At 43.3% G+C, this 16,591-nt stretch carries 17 protein-coding genes and 1 pseudogene; 12 read left to right on the top strand and 6 right to left on the bottom strand.

What is annotated here, in order from left to right:
• Positions 1-10: 10 nt before the first annotated feature.
• A complete protein-coding gene (soxR, locus tag ABFY09_RS08920) occupies positions 11-451 on the bottom strand; it encodes a redox-sensitive transcriptional activator SoxR (protein WP_347983960.1) in 441 nt (146 codons plus the stop codon).
• 116 nt (positions 452-567) lie between these two features.
• Here soxR and ABFY09_RS08915 point away from each other — a divergent pair, with 116 nt between their 5' ends.
• Together ABFY09_RS08915 and ABFY09_RS08910 are read left to right on the top strand one after the other, a co-directional pair.
• Entirely contained in the window at positions 568-984 is a 417-nt protein-coding gene (locus tag ABFY09_RS08915; RefSeq protein WP_347983959.1) for a VOC family protein, read from the top strand.
• A gap of 90 nt (positions 985-1,074) precedes the next feature.
• The gene (locus ABFY09_RS08910) at positions 1,075-1,662 is read left to right on the top strand and encodes an NAD(P)H-dependent oxidoreductase (protein WP_347983958.1); all 588 of its coding nucleotides are present in this window, start codon (positions 1,075-1,077) and stop codon (positions 1,660-1,662) included.
• 108 nt (positions 1,663-1,770) lie between these two features.
• Here ABFY09_RS08910 and ABFY09_RS08905 read toward each other — a convergent pair.
• The 5 genes and pseudogenes from ABFY09_RS08905 to dctP all read right to left on the bottom strand — a co-directional run.
• Positions 1,771-1,839 (bottom strand): annotated as a pseudogene (locus ABFY09_RS08905) (type II toxin-antitoxin system prevent-host-death family antitoxin); the annotation flags it as partial.
• Between the two features lie 167 nt (positions 1,840-2,006).
• Entirely contained in the window at positions 2,007-2,885 is an 879-nt protein-coding gene (locus ABFY09_RS08900) for an AEC family transporter (protein ID WP_347983957.1), read from the bottom strand.
• A gap of 256 nt (positions 2,886-3,141) precedes the next feature.
• Positions 3,142-4,464, bottom strand: coding sequence for a TRAP transporter large permease subunit (locus tag ABFY09_RS08895; protein ID WP_347983956.1), 1,323 nt, complete (start codon positions 4,462-4,464; stop codon positions 3,142-3,144).
• Positions 4,465-4,510: 46 nt separating this feature from the next.
• Positions 4,511-5,086 (bottom strand): TRAP transporter small permease subunit, encoded by a 576-nt coding sequence (locus tag ABFY09_RS08890; protein ID WP_347983955.1) that lies wholly within the window; start codon positions 5,084-5,086, stop codon positions 4,511-4,513.
• A gap of 59 nt (positions 5,087-5,145) precedes the next feature.
• The gene (dctP, locus tag ABFY09_RS08885; RefSeq protein ID WP_347983954.1) at positions 5,146-6,204 is read right to left on the bottom strand and encodes a TRAP transporter substrate-binding protein DctP; all 1,059 of its coding nucleotides are present in this window, start codon (positions 6,202-6,204) and stop codon (positions 5,146-5,148) included.
• A gap of 339 nt (positions 6,205-6,543) precedes the next feature.
• On the opposite strand from dctP, the gene ABFY09_RS08880 reads away from it, so the two are divergent.
• From ABFY09_RS08880 to ureC, 10 genes are all read left to right on the top strand, one after another.
• Positions 6,544-7,449 (top strand): LysR family transcriptional regulator, encoded by a 906-nt coding sequence (locus tag ABFY09_RS08880; RefSeq protein ID WP_347983953.1) that lies wholly within the window; start codon positions 6,544-6,546, stop codon positions 7,447-7,449.
• A 196-nt stretch (positions 7,450-7,645) separates the two neighbouring features.
• Entirely contained in the window at positions 7,646-8,929 is a 1,284-nt protein-coding gene (urtA, locus tag ABFY09_RS08875) for an urea ABC transporter substrate-binding protein (protein ID WP_347983952.1), read from the top strand.
• Positions 8,930-9,038: 109 nt separating this feature from the next.
• Complete coding sequence (gene urtB, locus ABFY09_RS08870; RefSeq protein WP_347983951.1) at positions 9,039-10,637, top strand: urea ABC transporter permease subunit UrtB; 1,599 nt, start codon at positions 9,039-9,041, stop codon at positions 10,635-10,637.
• Positions 10,634-11,767, top strand: coding sequence for an urea ABC transporter permease subunit UrtC (gene urtC, locus ABFY09_RS08865; protein ID WP_347983950.1), 1,134 nt, complete (start codon positions 10,634-10,636; stop codon positions 11,765-11,767). Before urtB ends, urtC begins: the two co-directional genes overlap by 4 nt.
• On the top strand, positions 11,764-12,621 hold the full coding sequence (urtD, locus tag ABFY09_RS08860; protein WP_347983949.1) for an urea ABC transporter ATP-binding protein UrtD: 858 nt from the start codon (positions 11,764-11,766) through the stop codon (positions 12,619-12,621). The genes urtC and urtD overlap by 4 nt, the downstream gene beginning before the upstream one ends.
• Positions 12,618-13,325, top strand: a complete 708-nt coding sequence (gene urtE / locus ABFY09_RS08855) for an urea ABC transporter ATP-binding subunit UrtE (protein WP_347983948.1) — start codon at positions 12,618-12,620, stop codon at positions 13,323-13,325. The genes urtD and urtE overlap by 4 nt, the downstream gene beginning before the upstream one ends.
• 2 nt (positions 13,326-13,327) lie before the next feature.
• Positions 13,328-14,173, top strand: coding sequence for an urease accessory protein UreD (locus tag ABFY09_RS08850; RefSeq protein WP_347983947.1), 846 nt, complete (start codon positions 13,328-13,330; stop codon positions 14,171-14,173).
• A gap of 22 nt (positions 14,174-14,195) precedes the next feature.
• The gene (locus tag ABFY09_RS08845; RefSeq protein WP_067013674.1) at positions 14,196-14,498 is read left to right on the top strand and encodes an urease subunit gamma; all 303 of its coding nucleotides are present in this window, start codon (positions 14,196-14,198) and stop codon (positions 14,496-14,498) included.
• Positions 14,499-14,537: 39 nt separating this feature from the next.
• On the top strand, positions 14,538-14,861 hold the full coding sequence (locus ABFY09_RS08840) for an urease subunit beta (protein WP_347983946.1): 324 nt from the start codon (positions 14,538-14,540) through the stop codon (positions 14,859-14,861).
• Entirely contained in the window at positions 14,858-16,564 is a 1,707-nt protein-coding gene (gene ureC / locus ABFY09_RS08835; RefSeq protein ID WP_347983945.1) for an urease subunit alpha, read from the top strand. Before ABFY09_RS08840 ends, ureC begins: the two co-directional genes overlap by 4 nt.
• The last annotated feature ends 27 nt before the right edge of the window (positions 16,565-16,591 follow it).

Genomic DNA, 16,591 nt, shown 5'->3' with positions numbered 1-16,591 from the left:
GTTTTTTTGATTATTTTTTATCTAGTAAAACGGGCCCTGGGCCTTGTTCAGATAATTTATCGTTTTCATTATAAATAGGGCAGTTCCCCATTGATAAACAACCACACCCTATACAACCTGTTAATAGGTCTCGAAGATTTTCTAGATACTGTATTCTCTCATTTAGACCTTGTTTCCAATGGGAAGCCAACGCCGCCCAATCTTCATTTGTTGGGGTTCGATTTTCTGGCAAGGTGGCCAAAGCACTTTTGATCTCTTCTAGACTGACTCCCATTTTCTGTGCCGCTTTAATTAATGATACGCGGCGCAGCACGTCCTTTTTATAGCGTCGTTGATTCCCCTGATTTCGGGAACTATGTATGAGTCCTTTTTCTTCGTAAAAATGCAAAGTTGATACTTTTACGCCACACCTTTCGGCCACCCGACCAACGGTTAGATCCACTTGTTTCACATTCACTCCAAATAAATGATCAAAACACTTTACCTCAGGTTAACTTGAGGTTTTATAGTGGCATCATTCTTTGTGGATAGAAAGAAAATAGGAAATGAAATTAGGAGGTAAACCGAATGAAATTAGAACATGTAAATTTAGTGATAAAAGACATTGAAGCGTCTCTTCATTTTTATCAGGCAGCGTTACCTCATTGGAAGATTAGAAGTAAAGGCGCTAATCAATGGTCTGGCGTGGATCGCCACTGGATGCATTTTGGCGATGATTACCAATACATTGCGCTGAACGATAACGGTGTCGGTGAGAATCGTGACTTAAGTGGCCATCAAGTAGGTTTGGCGCATTTTTCTTTTGTGACTAATAGTTTGGATGCTGTTATCGCTCGTCTAAAGAGCGCTGGTTTTGATGTAAATACAGAGGGTGCAAAGAATGCATTTAGAAAGAACGCTTACTTCTTAGACCCTGATGGTTATGAGGTTGAGTTTGTGGAGTATCTTAGTGATTTACCAGAAGAGCGGAATAACGACGATTAATGGCGCTTTTTCTTTAATAACGACGCTTTAATAAACATCAAAAATACTGATTGAGACACTTTTAGAATGACTCTGATTAAGGGGAATAACATGAAAATATGGCACATTGACTCAAGCGCTAGAAATGAGCAATCACACAGTAAACGTTTAACAAAGCAATTCGTAGAAACCTTATCGAATAAAACAACCGTAGAAACCAATGCGCTGGATGTCAGTGCGGGTTTGCCTTTTTTAAACGATCTAATGGTAACCAGTTATTTCACACCAGATGACCAACGAACAGAAGAGCAAAAATCCGTAATAAGCGTCTCAAATAATATTGTTAAATCCGCAAAAGAATCCGATGTTTGGGTGATCGGTATACCGGTTTACAACTTCTTCGCACCCGCGTCATTTAAAGCGTTTATTGACCTTCTTTGTCGTGCCAAAGAAACCTTTTCTTATGGCGAGAATGGCCCAGTTGGTTTATTGGAAAACAAAAAGGTCTTTGTTGTGATTACCTCTGGTGGCACACAGATTGGCTCTGACCAAGACTTTTTAACGCCATGGTTAATTCACTGCTTAAACTTCATCGGCGTGAGCGATGTGCAATTCATCAAAGCGGATCAATACAGCCCTGAGAAAGACGACGCGATTACAAAACAAATCGAAGACATAACGTCTGAGTTAGCCAAATAACGAGACGTATTTCCCATACTCAATAAGCCAAACACTCTGATCTGAGATCGGAGTGTTTCGCGGAAATAGAGCAGGCGTTTAACGAGTTTAGTTGAAGGGATCTTTTCTGACTACAGGTTCTTTTGAGGAATGAAGAACCGCTAATATTTTTGTGGCTTGTCTTTTTAACGTCGTCATTCATTCAACTCTAATAACACTCATCTTGAATATTTGAGTGTTATTAGAGAGTTACTTGTGATTAAAAGGGCGATAATGGGGTTGAGGCCGCGTTAAGCGGCTGGTTTGGAGCGTAGCGGAGAATTGTTTCGCGTGCTAAGGCTGAGCTTGGGTGAAAGCTAAAATCTTTATTCTAGAGATAGGGCAATGGAGAGCATTATGGGCAAGGTCACAACGCAAAAGAAGTTACTGAATAATACCATGGAGGCTACGCGTTCAGGTTCTAAATCAAAACGCTCTGCCAGCAAGTAGTTGAGTACGGCTGGTGGAAAAAGAGTGAAAAGCAGCATCATTTTCAGGTGTAACGTAGAGAGCGGGATAAACAGGTAAATTAACCCAAATGAAATGCCGCCTGTCACTAGAGATAACCCGGTACACATTAGTCCTGTTTTTAGTCCACTCAAACGCATATTGCACATTTGAGCTCCCAAAGACACAAGCATAATTGGAATGGCGGCTTGCCCTAGTAAAGTGGTCGCATTCAGCAAAGGTTCCCAAATCCCCACGCCGATCAAGTTGAGTACTAGTGCGAAAACAGCGGAGACAAAAATTGGCATGCGAGTGAGCTGTAAAAGCGAAATGCCTTTGCTGACAATGGCTAAGCCAAGACTAAAGTGAAGACAAGATGACACGACAAATAACATAACGGCGGGCGCGACAGCCGTTTGTCCAAAAGCATATGTGAACAGAGGAATTGCTAAATTCCCACTGTTTCGAAACATCAATGGCGGTGCCCACACCTTGTATCTGATTTTGAGGAAGTAACATACCGGTAGCATTAACGCCCCCGGAATGATAACGGCAAAAACTGAGGCGCTTAGTAGAGGTATTTGGCTGATATCAAGCGGCATAACGACAAGAGAGGAGAAGGTCAGTGCTGGGACAAACACATCCATGTTCACTCGGTTGATAGGTCGGAAGTCTGGCTTAATCCAATGTCCTACACATAAGCCTGCGAATGCTAATCCTAGTATTGGAAACAAAATACTGACAACTTGATTAAACATACTCTTCCTTAAATTATTGTTAGCTAATGTAACGATTATCCTTTGACTGCTAACTATTTAATAGTCATGAAATGTGGAATTCGCGATTATTGTTTCAAACTTTGGGAGAAAGGAGATGTGCTATTCGAATGGCTAAGTGATAAAAGAATGACTTTTTGATAACCATGTTTGATTATTTGTTTTTTGAAAAATTAGAATTAAATGCATAAGTAAGTGAGCTCCTGCTCAGATAGCAAGAGCCCACTTTTCTAATTATCTACCACAAACTAGGTGCTTCAGGACTGATCCCATATAGCTCTGGGAAAAGTAGCAAGGACACAACAACGGCAATTTGAATCAAGATAAACGGAATAACGCCTCTGTAAATATCAAATGTATTAACACCTGGCGGGGCGACGCCTTTTAAATAAAACAGAGCGAAGCCAAAAGGTGGTGTTAAGAATGAGGTTTGTAGGTTCATCGCGACCAAAATAGCAAACCAGATTGGGTTGATATTTAGCGCTTCAACAACCACGTACACAAGAGGCAGGACAATGTAGGAGATTTCTATGTAGTCTAAGAAAAAGCCCAACGCCATCACAAGCAGCATAGTGAAAACTAAGAATCCCCATTTTTCACCCGGTATATTCAGCAATAAACGCTCGACTTCGTCTTCTCCGCCTGTGTAGGAAAAGCCCATGGAAAAAATTGATGCGCCAATAATAACCGCGAATACCATAGCGGTTATTTTTACTGTCTCGTTGGCACTTTCAAACAACATCGATAGAGAAAATTTACGATAGACAATGGCCAATACCACGGCACCGATACAACCTAAAGCAGAAGACTCTGTGGCGGTTGCTATGCCATAAAAAATGGAGCCTAAAACAACTAGGATAAGAAGTAGAGGCGGAATGACTGCCATCAATGCATCCAGAATGGCTTTCTTTCGTGATGTATCATCGTCTTCTAAAGGAATAACCGGTGCTGCATCGGGTTTAATAAGGCAGAAGATGACGATGTATGCGATATAACAGCCAACTAAGACTAATCCTGGTTTCACCGCCGCACGGAATAAATCCCCTACAGGAATGCTGAGTACATCCCCTAGAATGATAAGCACAATAGAAGGTGGGATTAATTGACCCAATGTTCCGGCCGCACATATGGTGCCAGCGGATAATGCTTTGTTGTAGCCATAGCGCATCATAATAGGCATAGAGATCAAACCCATTGCGACAACACTGGCACCTACTACACCTGTGGAAGCGGCTAATAAGGTTCCCACAAGAACCGTTGAAATGGCTAATCCACCTCGTACAGAGCCAAATAAACGCCCCATTGAAACGAGCAACTGCTCAGCCAGTTTGGTGCGTTGCAAAATGAGTCCCATAAAGATGAACAGTGGAATGGCCATCAACACAGTGCCGCCACCGTTTTCTCCCATATTGGCATAGATACGATAAGGGATTTGCGCCAGTTGGCTTGGGTCTGCGAACAAAACTACAAATAAAATACCAACGCCAGCAAATGTAAAGGCGACAGGGAAGCCAAACAAAAGCAGTACCAGCGCTAAAATAAAAATGGAAATTCCGATCATGTTAATACCTTGAATACTTAAAAAAAGACAGCCAGTAGAGAGTGTTTTAATTGGCGGTTTCATTTTGTCTGTTGAGTAAGGTTGAGACATTTTTTATAAGGAATGCCACGCTACTTAAGATTAAGAAAAGAAAAGACAAAGGAATCATTCCTTTGATTAAAAATCTGTTGAGTAGGCCACCAGGGTCTGAGCTTTTTTCTCCGATTCCTGTTGTGAATAATTGTGTAAGCCAGCCCGCTAATGTGTCTGGATGTTCACCCCATTGATAGGCTTCCATCATAAACTGCCAGCCGTAATAAACAGTGATTAAACAAAGCGGAAATAGGAACACTAAAGAGCCAACAGTGTTAATAATGGCTTGCGTACGAGAGGATAAACGCTCAAATACAATATCAACTCTCACGTGAGACTCGGTTTTTAAAGCGTAAGAGACACCTAACAAGAAAAGTGAAGAGTAGATATGCCAAGACAGTTCATCCAAAGCAATGGAAGAACGATTAAAAGCGTAACGGCCAATAACGTTATAGGAAATAATCAGGGTAAGTGCGATGAGTAAAAAGCTCGACACATGACCAACCATATCCATGATTTTATTAATGATTTTTTCTATTTTTAGCAGCATGAAGGAATCCATTATTACAATAGAAAAAGCCCTAATGGAGATTAGGGCTTTTTCTTAACTTAGTTATTCAAATAAGCTTTATCAGAGATACTTGTCCAGTTTCTGACTTTGCGTAAATATTCCCGTTGGGACTGAATAATTTCAGCAGTTAATCCTCCACGAGCTTCTAGGTCAGCAATCAATTCTTGGTTAGCTGATTTCAAAGCGTCCATAACTTCTGGTGGGAAAGTTTTGATTTCGATATTTGGGTACTCTTGTTTGATCTTTTCCCAGTTTTCCGAATGCTCATGGGTCATACGAGTTGAAATTTCGAAAGCGGATTCTTTCATTGCTGTTTTTAAGATGCTTTGAAGGTCTTTCGGTAATTCATTAAATGCTTTGTCGTTAACCATGTATTGCAAACCAGAACCTGGCTCGTGCCAACTAGTGTAGTAGTAAGGTGCAATTTTATGGAAGCCCATACGAAGGTCCATCGCTGGCCCAACCCACTCTAATGAGTCAATTGTGTTACGTTCTAGTGCTGTATAAAGCTCGCCTGGTGGAATGTTGACAACGGTTGCACCGACTTTCGCCATAACTTCGCCAGCGAAACCAGGAATGCGCATTTTCAGGCCTTTAATATCTTCTAGGCCGTTGATTTCTTTTTTAAACCAGCCCCCCATTTGGTTGCCACCATTACCACCTGGATACTGGGTGATGCCGTATTGGCCATAAACTTTTTGCGCAAGCTCTGCACCGCCGCCGTAGTAATACCAAGCAAAACGTTCAGCGGTAATCATGCCGAAAGGCATAGTTGTGAAGAATAAAGTGTTTATATCTTTTCCCTTCCAGTAATAAGACGCTGAGTGTCCCATTTCATATTGACCTGATTTTACGAAGTCAAAAATACCTAGAGGCGCTTTATGTTTGTTCGCCGAATCAATCGTAATAATTAAACGGCCGTCAGAAAGCTCTTTTACTCTTTCTGCGAACTCGTGCGAACCTTCACTGTAAATTGGCAAACCTTTAGGCCAGGTTTCGGCTAATTTCCATCTAATGGGTTCATCTGCGGCAAAAGCAGGAAGTGAAGCGGAGCTTAATGTTATTGCTGAAAGGAGGTAGACCAGTTTTTTCTTCATATTTGCACCTTTTGGATTTATTTATTTATTTCTTATTTTGTTTGTAGGGTTAATTGTTACTTGCACTTTTTGTTCCATTAATGAAAATAATATTTCATTTTCACTTAAGCAAGCGGTAAATTATGATCGAGAGTGATCAGCTTTTATGATACTTGTTTTGTGCGGCGGGCGTGGGATAAAGGTAATTTCGAAGAAAGTTGGTAACAGATTTTTTACAAATTCAAAGTAGTTGTTAAGTGGCGTGGCTCATGACTGGAAGCAGAGGTGAGTACTATAGGACGAAAACGGATTGTTAGCAGGCCGGATTAATGGGGCTTTCCTTTTTTACTGAGGCAAAAAATGAATATTAGGTTTGTTGAAGCGTTTGTATGGGTGGCTCGATTAAAAAGTTTTCGTGCGGCTGCGCAAAAACTTAATGTGTCTCAGGCGACGATATCTGGGCGAATTTCTTCAATTGAAGCAGAGTTTGACTGTCGATTGTTTGATCGAACAAAGCATGATGTTGTGCTGACAAATAAAGGGTATTTGCTATTAGAAAAAGCGGAATGTTTATTAGACGCTGAACAAGACCTACTAGAATCCTTAAAGCACCATAATAGTATCGTTAGAAATATACGAATTGGTGTAATTGAATCCATTGTTCACACTTGGTTGGGGGAATTCCTAACTCAACTTAAAATCCTTTACCCTAATATTGAGTTTGAATTAACCGCAGAACCGACGATGCATCTGCAAGCTCTCTTTGCCAAAGGGGCTTTGGACATAATTATTCAAACGGCTCCAGTTTTAGATAGTACAGTTGTTAGCTCTGCTTTAAATCCTTTGGAAATCTGTTGGGTTTGTCATAAAGACAGTCACTTGGTTCATAGACATGCTACATTCGATGACATTGCTGAATCAGAAATCATCACCTTTACTCGAGATTCTCAACCTCATTTGGCTTTGTGCTCTATGTTTGAGAATAAAGGCTTAAAGCCAAAGCAAATACATTGTGTGACGTCTATATCGATTATTAGTCATTTGGTTCAAGAAGGGTTAGGTATTGCAACGTTACCTATAGCTGCCATTAAAAATGAATTGGATAGTGGTGATTTAGTTGTTTTGCAAGGTGTAGAATCACCACCGCTCCTTAGCCTTCATGCCAGTTGGGAAAACCTGACGGATGGAAAAATGAAATGCGCTATTGTTGAATTAGCGAAGTCTGTTTCATATGGCTATACAGAAAACATCGTTCAAAAATTGTAATTCTTTCTTTTCTTTCCTAGAGGTATACGTCAAATGACGTATACCTCTAGGTCATTTCGCGCATACCTTTCTTATTGTGGTTTCTGAATACTGAGTGGACTGATATTGATGTTTCGACGGTGCTTAACTTAAGCCGCTTGAGACTTTCTATCACTGCTCAATACAAATTATAAATCACAATAGGACGGCTTCAATTATGAAAATCAAGACTCTTGCTTCTGCGATAGCACTTTCTGGTGCAACCCTGATCGCACTTCCTTCTATGGCGGCTGATACGATCAAAGTCGGTGTATTGCACTCTTTGTCTGGCACCATGGCGATTTCTGAAACGACATTGAAAGACACTGTCTTAATGATGGTGGAAGAGCAAAATAAAAAAGGCGGTTTGCTAGGTAAAAAGCTAGAAGCGGTTGTGGTTGACCCAGCATCAAACTGGCCTTTGTTTGCTGAGAAAGGGCGTGAGTTGATCACTCAAGAAGAAGTAGATGTCATCTTCGGAAGCTGGACGTCTGTGTCTCGTAAGTCTGTTTTGCCAGTTCTTGAAGAACTAAATGGTTTGATGTTTTACCCTGTTCAATACGAAGGGGAAGAGTCGTCTAAAAACGTATTTTACACAGGCGCTGCGCCGAATCAGCAAGCGATCCCAGCGGTTGATTACTTGATGAATGAATTGGATGTTGAACGCTTTGTTCTTGCGGGAACGGATTATGTTTACCCACGTACAACAAATAAAATTCTTGAAGCGTACTTAAAAGCAAAAGGTGTAGCGCCAGAAGATATCATGGTCAACTACACACCTTTTGGTCACTCTGATTGGCAGTCAATCGTATCTGATGTGAAAAAATTTGGTAGCGAAGGTAAGAAAACAGCCGTGGTGTCTACCATCAATGGTGATGCCAACGTACCTTTCTACAAAGAGTTAGGTAACCAAGGTATTTCAGCAGAAGACATTCCGGTTGTTGCTTTCTCTGTGGGTGAAGAAGAGTTATCTGGTTTAGACACTACGCCTTTGGTTGGTCACCTAGCGGCATGGAACTACTTCCAAAGTGTTGAGAGTGATGCGAACGAAGAGTTCATCACACAGTGGAAAGCTTTCACTAACAACCCGGATCGCGTAACCAATGACCCAATGGAAGCAACGTACATTGGTTTCAAAATGTGGGCGAACGCCGTCACCGAAGCAGGTACAACGGATGTGGATGCGGTTGAGAAAGCCATGATCGGTCAGAAGACTGAAAACTTAACTGGCGGCATTGCCGTGATGAACAAGAACCACCACTTGAGCAAGCCTGTGCTGATTGGCGAAATCCAAGACGATGGTCAGTTTGAAGTGGTTTGGGAAACAGAAGGTGTGGTGCCGGGTGATGCTTGGTCTGACTTCCTGCCCGGATCTAAAGATCTGATTTCTGATTGGACAGCGCCAATTGAGTGCGGTAACTACAACACGAAAACGAAAGCGTGTTCTGGTCAGAATTTCTAAGCAACGACTGCTTACCTAGCTAATAATGGCTCTCTGACTTTACCGTTAGAGAGCCTTTTTTAGTTTTCTTTTTCGTTCTCTCTTTTTTACCAATGCATGGAGTACAACCTTGAGACATTTTATTGCACTTTGTTGCTGTCTTTTTGGGCTCTTATCCCTTCCGTCGTATGCTGAGTCCACTCAATTGGATGCCTTATTAACAGAGCTGACTGGCGCTAAATTAAAAGATATGCCGCCTTTGTTAGAAAAAATTGAAGCCAATTCAGACGAAAGCATATTGCCTTTATTTTCGACTTTATTGGCAGGCGATTTGTATTACGTTAAAGCAAATAAGCGCCTTGTTGGCCGCTACGAAGCTAAGGGTGAGAAAAGATATCAAGATGTTTTCACCGGGCAAGATCAAGACGGCATTGGTAAACGTGATGTTAAAAAAATACGAGTAAATAACAAATTGCGCGGTCATTTGCGTACGGCTATCGCGCGAATTCAACTAACGGCCGAATCGCCTATTGTGCGTGAAACCGCGGTACGTTCTTTATTATCTAAATTGGATGACAGTACGATTGCTTTACTGGAAGAGCGTTACCCAAATGAACAGAATCGCGATGTAAAAGAAGCAATGGATTTGGCATTAGCCATGTATACATCTAAACAAGTGAATTTGTCTGTTTCCAGTCGTTTGATTGCCATTGATACCTTGTCAGGTAGCTTGGAAAACAGTGTGCGAAATCAGCTAACAACACTCGTGAACGATGACAATCCAGCCATTGCCAAAGCCGCCAGTGTCGGTTTAGAAAAAATCGCTCAAAGAGCACAGCGTTTTGCTTTTGTGGATCAGCTGTTCTTTGGCTTGAGTTTGGGTTCTGTGTTGCTGTTGGCGTCCATCGGTTTGGCCATTACTTTTGGTGTCATGGGCGTGATTAATATGGCACACGGTGAAATGATTATGCTTGGCGCGTACACCACGTATGTGGTGCAGTTATTGATGCCGAATCATATTGATCATTCTATTTGGGTCGCTATTCCTGCGGCGTTTCTAGTGTCGGGGTTGATGGGCGTATTGATTGAACGCTTGGTGATTCGTCATTTGCATGGTCGTCCATTGGAAACCTTGTTGGCGACTTTCGGTATTAGCCTCATTCTACAGCAGCTTGTACGTACTATTTTTTCTCCTTTGAATCGCCAAGTGTCCACACCAAGCTGGATGAGTGGCTCGTGGGAAATTAATCCCGTGTTGTCTTTAACTCTGAATCGTTTGTATATCTTGGCGTTTGCCTTGTTGGTGTTTATCGCTTTGGTGGTGATTTTGCGTAAAACCTCATTGGGCTTAAACGTTCGTGCTGTGTCGCAAAATCGTAATATGGCAAAAGCCATGGGTGTGAAAACCCATCGGGTAGACGCTATGACGTTTGGTCTGGGTTCGGGCATTGCTGGCGTGGCTGGTGTGGCGTTAAGCCAGCTTACCAATGTGGGGCCGAATCTTGGTCAAGCTTACATTATTGATTCCTTTATGGTGGTTGTGTTTGGTGGCGTTGGTAACTTATTGGGGACTTTAGTTGCGGCGTTTTCTTTGGGCATTGCGACGAAGTTTCTGGAGCCAACTACAGGAGCGGTTCTGGCGGCAATCATCGTGCTGGTGTTTATTATTCTCTTTATTCAAAAACGTCCTAAAGGACTCTTTCCACAAAAAGGGAGGGCGGCAGAATGACACGTCTTACAGAATGGTTTTGCGCTGGGCGCTCTTCCGGCAAACATACCTTGCCGTTTGTGGTGATTCTTTTAACCGTTACTTTATTGGCTTCAGCGGCGAACCTGTTTCTCCCTGCCGATTCGGCTTTGTATGTGAGTACTTACACCATCACTTTACTAGGCAAATATTTGTGTTACGCCATGTTGGCCTTGGCGGTGGACATTATTTGGGGGTATTGCGGTATTTTGAGTTTGGGTCACGGCGCATTTTTTGCGCTTGGTGGTTACGCCATGGGAATGTATTTGATGCGTCAAATAGGTGACAGAGGAGTTTATGGTAATCCATTGTTACCCGATTTTATGGTGTTCTTAGATTGGAAAGAATTGCCTTGGTTCTGGTTAGGGATGGATCAATTCTGGTTTGCCATGGTTATGGCGGTGACGGTTCCGGGTCTGTTGGCTTTTGTCTTTGGTTGGTTGGCGTTTCGCTCACGAGTGACAGGCGTGTATTTGTCGATCATGACGCAGGCGCTGACGTACGCTTTATTGCTGGCTTTTTTCCGTAATGAAATGGGCTTTGGTGGCAACAATGGTTTAACGGATTTTAAAGAGATTGTTGGTTTTGACTTACAGGCGGATTCGACTCGGGTCAGTTTGTTTATGATTACCGCGTTTCTCTTGGCGATTGTGTTTGTGATCAGTCAGCGCATTCTGTCGTCTCGTTTTGGTAAGGTCGTGCTGGCGGTGCGTGATGCGGAATCCCGCGCTCGCTTTATTGGTTATCGCACAGATCGTTATAAAGTCTGGTTGTTTGTGTTCTCAGCGATTATTGCAGGGCTTGCTGGGGCGTTGTATGTGCCTCAAGTGGGCATTATTAATCCGGGTGAGTTCTCGCCAATTAATTCCATTGAGATTGTTATTTGGGTAGCCGTTGGTGGCCGTGGCACCTTAATTGGTGCGGTGATTGGGGCGATTTTGGTGAACTACGCAAAAACGCGATTTACGGCCATTTTGCCAGACGCTTGGTTGTTTGCTCTGGGTGCCATGTTTGTTTTAGTGACCTTGTATTTACCAAAAGGGTTGATGGGATTGTACGAGCAGCTAGTGGCGAAACGTCGTTCTAAGCATTCACAGGAGGCGCAAGTATGAGCAGCCTAGAAAATACCGTAGAAAATCTGCGTGACACTTTTCGTCGTGATCAAGTGTGGCCATTTCTCGCGCCAGCGGACGCTAAGGTAAACGTTGATAATCAGATGATTTTATACGTGGAAGATTTGAACCTAAGCTTCGATGGTTTTAAGGCTCTGAATAATCTTAACCTTTATGTAAATGATGGCGAATTGCGTTGTTTGATTGGTGCCAATGGCGCGGGTAAAACCACCTTAATGGATGTGATTACTGGCAAAACCCAATGTGATTCCGGCACCGTCTATTTTGGTCAAAACCATAACCTGTTAAATAAAGACGAAGCGGAAATTGCTCAGCTTGGTATTGGGCGTAAGTTCCAGAAACCCACTGTATTTGAAGAGCAAACGGTGTTCGATAATTTGGAGTTGTCGCTAAAGACAGACAAAGGCGTATTGCCAACCTTGTTTTCAAAACTGACGCCGACACAAATTGACCGCATTGATGAGGTGCTAAAAACCATTGGCCTTGCTAAGCATCGTTTTATGCTTGCTGGCGCTTTGTCTCATGGGCAAAAACAATGGTTAGAGATAGGTATGTTATTGGCGGCTGACCCTCGTTTGCTGTTGATTGATGAACCTGTTGCGGGGATGACGGCGCAAGAAACGGAGCGCACCGCTGAGCTATTAACGTCTTTAGCGGGCGAGCGTACGGTGATTGTGGTCGAGCACGATATGGAATTTGTCCGCAGTATCGCCAGAACCGTGACGGTATTGCACCAAGGCTCTGTTCTTGCCGAAGGGACGATGGATCAGATCCAAAGTAACAAAGAGGTGATTGAGGTTTACCTAGGAGAAGAAGCAGGGGAAAGCGCATGATTTCAATTAATAATGTGGATCAACTCTATGGCGGCACTCAAATTCTTTGGGGGTTGGACTTAGAGATAAAAGCAGGCTCCATTACCTGCATTATGGGACGCAACGGTGTGGGTAAAACCACGCTTCTCAAAGCCATCATGGGGTTGCTACCAATCAAAAGTGGCGACATCACCATGGAAGGGGAAGCCTTGAGCAAGCAAAGTGCGGAAAAGCGCGCTTACGCTGGCATCGGTTATGTTCCCCAAGGACGAGATATTTTCCCTATGCTCACAGTGGAAGAAAACCTGCGCATTGGTTTGCCCGTTCGTGGTAAGCGCACAAGCGACAGTCCGAAAGAGATACCAGAGAAAATCTTTGAGCTGTTCCCTGTATTGAAAGACATGTTGCACCGTCGCGGTGGGGATTTGTCTGGCGGTCAGCAGCAGCAACTGGCGATTGGTCGCGCCTTGGTGTTAGAGCCGAAAGTATTGATTCTTGATGAACCAAATGAAGGTATTCAGCCGAATATAGTGAAACAAATTGGTGACGTTATTCTTAAACTCAATGAAGAAGAAAGCCTAACGGTAATTCTTGTTGAGCAAAAACTTGGCTTCGCAAGACGAGTGGGTAAAGAGTTTCGATTAATGGAAAAAGGACGTATTGTTGCATCAGATAAAATGGAAAATTTGAATGATACTTTGATCAAACAATATTTGGCGGTATAGCTTTGACGGTTTCCCAATGGCATGCCTTTCTTACTTTAGGCTTTAGTAAGACAGCACGCGGTACAGTATTAAAAACTTGCGATCATAAAGGGCCTTTGTACGTACAAAAGCCCTTTTATCCTGAAGGCGCTGATACAGCTCATGTGTATTTATTGCATCCTCCAGGTGGTTTGGTGTCAGGTGATTGTTTAACGATTACTGCGAATTTGGCTGAAAACACTCATGTTCTGATAACCACTCCCGGTGCTGGACGAGTGTATCGGGCTCGTGAAGACAAAACCTTGCAGCACCAAATTACTCAATTACATGTAGGGAGAAATAGTCTGATGGAATGGCTTCCACAGGAAACCATTCTTTACCCGAATGCGCATACCCGACTTGAAAATTGCATCGATCTAGAAGAAAACGCTCAGTTTATTGGCTGGGAAATTACTTGTTTTGGATTGCCCGCTAACAAAGCGAGTTTTGGAGAGGGGTATGCTGAACAGGGTTTTCAAATTCGACAAAACGGCCGTTTGAAAGTGCGTGAGCGTTTTGTGATAGACAAAGACAGCCAAGATATTTTTTATGCTAAAGCTGGCTTGGGTGGTAACCCAATTAACGGTCTGATGATTGCGGGTCCATTTGACTCAAATGCAAATCATGATGAGTTGATTGATAAACTCCGCACACATTGTACGAATCACGTCTCTTTAAGCGGAGCAAGCTTGGTAGACGAATACATTATGGTGCGAAGTGTGCATGATGATTCTGAGCAAATGAAACAGTTATTTATTCAATGCTGGCGAGACATTCGCCCAGTACTGAAGGGAAAAACAGCGTGTGAGCCTAGAATCTGGGCAACTTAATTTTGTTTCTGAAGGTGACAATATGGAATTGCTTCCAAGAGAAAAAGACAAACTATTGGTGTTTACAGCTGCCTTGTTGGCTGAACGTCGCTTAAATCGAGGGCTTAAGCTCAATTACCCTGAAGCCATGGCGTACATCACCATGGAAATTATCGAAGGTGCTCGCGACGGAAAGACCGTAGCGGAATTAATGAGTTACGGTAAAACCTTGCTCAGCGCAGACCAAGTGATGGATGGCGTGGTGGATTTGATTCACGAGGTACAAGTAGAAGCGACATTTCCAGACGGTACTAAGTTAGTAACAGTCCATAACCCGATCAATTAGTTCCTTTTTTTGATTCCTGAAAAGGGAAGGAGAAACATCATGATTCCAGGTGAAATACAGGTTGCGGAAGGTGATATTGAACTGAACGTAGGCCGCAGAAGGCTTAAAGTTCGTGTTGAAAATATGGGTGATCGCCCAGTGCAAATTGGCTCTCATTATCATTTTTATGAAGTGAATCCGGCTTTAACGTTTGATCGTGAGCCTACCAAAGGTTTTCGTTTGAATATTGCTTCTGGTACCGCCGTTCGCTTTGAACCGGGCCAAGGTCGGGAAGTAGAGCTGGTGGAATACGCTGGCACGAAAACGATTTATGGATTCCGTGGCGATGTCATGGGAACACTGGATAAGGGGGCTGCGAAATGACCACGATGGACAGACAAAGCTACGCACAAATGTTCGGCCCGACCACTGGCGATCGAGTTCGTTTAGGCGACACAGATATTTGGATTCAGGTGGAAAAAGATTTCACCACCTATGGCGATGAAGTGAAATTCGGCGGGGGTAAAGTTATTCGTGATGGCATGGGACAAAGCCAAGTCAGTAATGAGTTTGCGGTCGATACTGTCATCACTAATGCGCTGGTATTGGATCACTGGGGAATTGTGAAAGGCGATGTGGGCATCAAAAATGGCCGCATTACCAAAGTCGGCAAAGCGGGTAATCCCGATGTGCAAGATAACGTTGATATTATCGTTGGCCCGGGCACAGAAGTGATTGCTGGTGAAGGCAGTATTTTAACGGCGGGTGGCATTGACGCGCACATTCACTTTATTTGCCCACAACAAATTGAAGAGGCGCTGACCTCTGGCGTGACCACAATGATTGGCGGCGGAACTGGCCCAGCGACAGGCACCAAAGCAACCACTTGTACACCGGGGCCGTGGCATATGGGAAAAATGCTGCAAGCCACAGACGACATGCCGATGAATTTGGGGTTTCTTGGTAAAGGCAACGCAAGTTTGCCAGAAGCGTTGGAAGAACAATTGGAAGCCGGTGCGTGTGGTTTAAAACTCCATGAAGATTGGGGCACCACGCCAGCGTCTATTGATTGTTGTTTGTCGGTTGCTGAAAAGTACGATGTGCAAGTGGCAATTCATACGGATACCTTGAACGAGTCTGGTTTTGTAGACAGCACGTTATCGGCGTTTAAAGATCGTGTAATTCATACTTATCACACAGAAGGCGCGGGCGGTGGTCATGCGCCAGATATTATTCGCGCGGCGGGTTTTTCAAATGTGTTGCCATCTTCTACGAATCCAACGCGACCTTATACTCACAACACAGTCGACGAGCATTTAGACATGTTGATGGTGTGTCATCACTTGGACAGCAATATTCCAGAGGATGTGGCTTTTGCGGATTCTCGTATTCGTAAAGAAACCATTGCTGCGGAAGACATCTTCCATGATCGTGGTGCTTTCTCGATGATTTCCTCTGATTCTCAAGCCATGGGGCGAGTGGGGGAAGTGGTAACGCGGACTTGGCAAACGGCTCACAAAATGAAGCAGCAATTTGGCTTGTTACCAGAAGATAAAGAATTGGGTGCGGATAACTTCCGCGCGAAACGTTATATCGCCAAATACACCATTAACCCAGCCATTACTCATGGTATTAGCCATGAAGTAGGTTCCATTGAAGAAGGGAAGTTGGCGGATTTGGTTTTGTGGAGTCCGGCGTTTTTCGCGGTAAAACCTTCTTTGATCATCAAAGGCGGCATGATCGCGAATGCGCCAATGGGTGACCCAAATGCGTCTATACCGACACCGCAACCTGTGCATTATCGCCCTATGTTTGGTTCTTTTGGTAAGGCCGCTGCCGCTACGTCTGTGACGTTTGTTTCTAAAGCGGCATTGGATAATGGACTGAAAGAAAGTCTGGGATTAGAGCGTAATTTAGTAGAGTGCAAAAACACTCGTAATATCGCCAAGAAAGACATGATTCATAATGATTGGATGCCGGATATTCAGGTTGATCCACAAACTTATGAGGTGCGTGCGGATGGTGAATTATTAACGTGTGAACCAGCAGAATCATTGCCTTTGGCACAGCTTTATAACTTATTTTAAGCCAGCATCGTTAGGCGTTTTTGAGGT

The organism is Marinomonas sp. 5E14-1 (assembly GCF_039939215.1).
In the GTDB taxonomy this organism is placed as follows: Bacteria; Pseudomonadota; Gammaproteobacteria; order Pseudomonadales; family Marinomonadaceae; genus Marinomonas.
The sequence above is the reverse complement of the archived record's forward strand: the minus strand, read 5'-3'. Positions and strand labels throughout refer to the sequence as shown.

Coding starts and splice junctions, on each gene's coding strand:
- urtC (WP_347983950.1), top strand. CDS start 10,634: ATGACACGTCTTACAGAATGGTTTTGCGCTGGGCGCTCTTCCGGCAAA.
- ureC (WP_347983945.1), top strand. CDS start 14,858: ATGACCACGATGGACAGACAAAGCTACGCACAAATGTTCGGCCCGACC.
- ABFY09_RS08840 (WP_347983946.1), top strand. CDS start 14,538: ATGATTCCAGGTGAAATACAGGTTGCGGAAGGTGATATTGAACTGAAC.
- ABFY09_RS08880 (WP_347983953.1), top strand. CDS start 6,544: ATGAATATTAGGTTTGTTGAAGCGTTTGTATGGGTGGCTCGATTAAAA.
- urtD (WP_347983949.1), top strand. CDS start 11,764: ATGAGCAGCCTAGAAAATACCGTAGAAAATCTGCGTGACACTTTTCGT.
- ABFY09_RS08900 (WP_347983957.1), bottom strand. CDS start 2,885: ATGTTTAATCAAGTTGTCAGTATTTTGTTTCCAATACTAGGATTAGCA.
- dctP (WP_347983954.1), bottom strand. CDS start 6,204: ATGAAGAAAAAACTGGTCTACCTCCTTTCAGCAATAACATTAAGCTCC.
- ABFY09_RS08915 (WP_347983959.1), top strand. CDS start 568: ATGAAATTAGAACATGTAAATTTAGTGATAAAAGACATTGAAGCGTCT.
- urtA (WP_347983952.1), top strand. CDS start 7,646: ATGAAAATCAAGACTCTTGCTTCTGCGATAGCACTTTCTGGTGCAACC.
- ABFY09_RS08845 (WP_067013674.1), top strand. CDS start 14,196: ATGGAATTGCTTCCAAGAGAAAAAGACAAACTATTGGTGTTTACAGCT.
- ABFY09_RS08895 (WP_347983956.1), bottom strand. CDS start 4,464: ATGATCGGAATTTCCATTTTTATTTTAGCGCTGGTACTGCTTTTGTTT.
- ABFY09_RS08910 (WP_347983958.1), top strand. CDS start 1,075: ATGAAAATATGGCACATTGACTCAAGCGCTAGAAATGAGCAATCACAC.
- ABFY09_RS08890 (WP_347983955.1), bottom strand. CDS start 5,086: ATGCTGCTAAAAATAGAAAAAATCATTAATAAAATCATGGATATGGTT.
- urtE (WP_347983948.1), top strand. CDS start 12,618: ATGATTTCAATTAATAATGTGGATCAACTCTATGGCGGCACTCAAATT.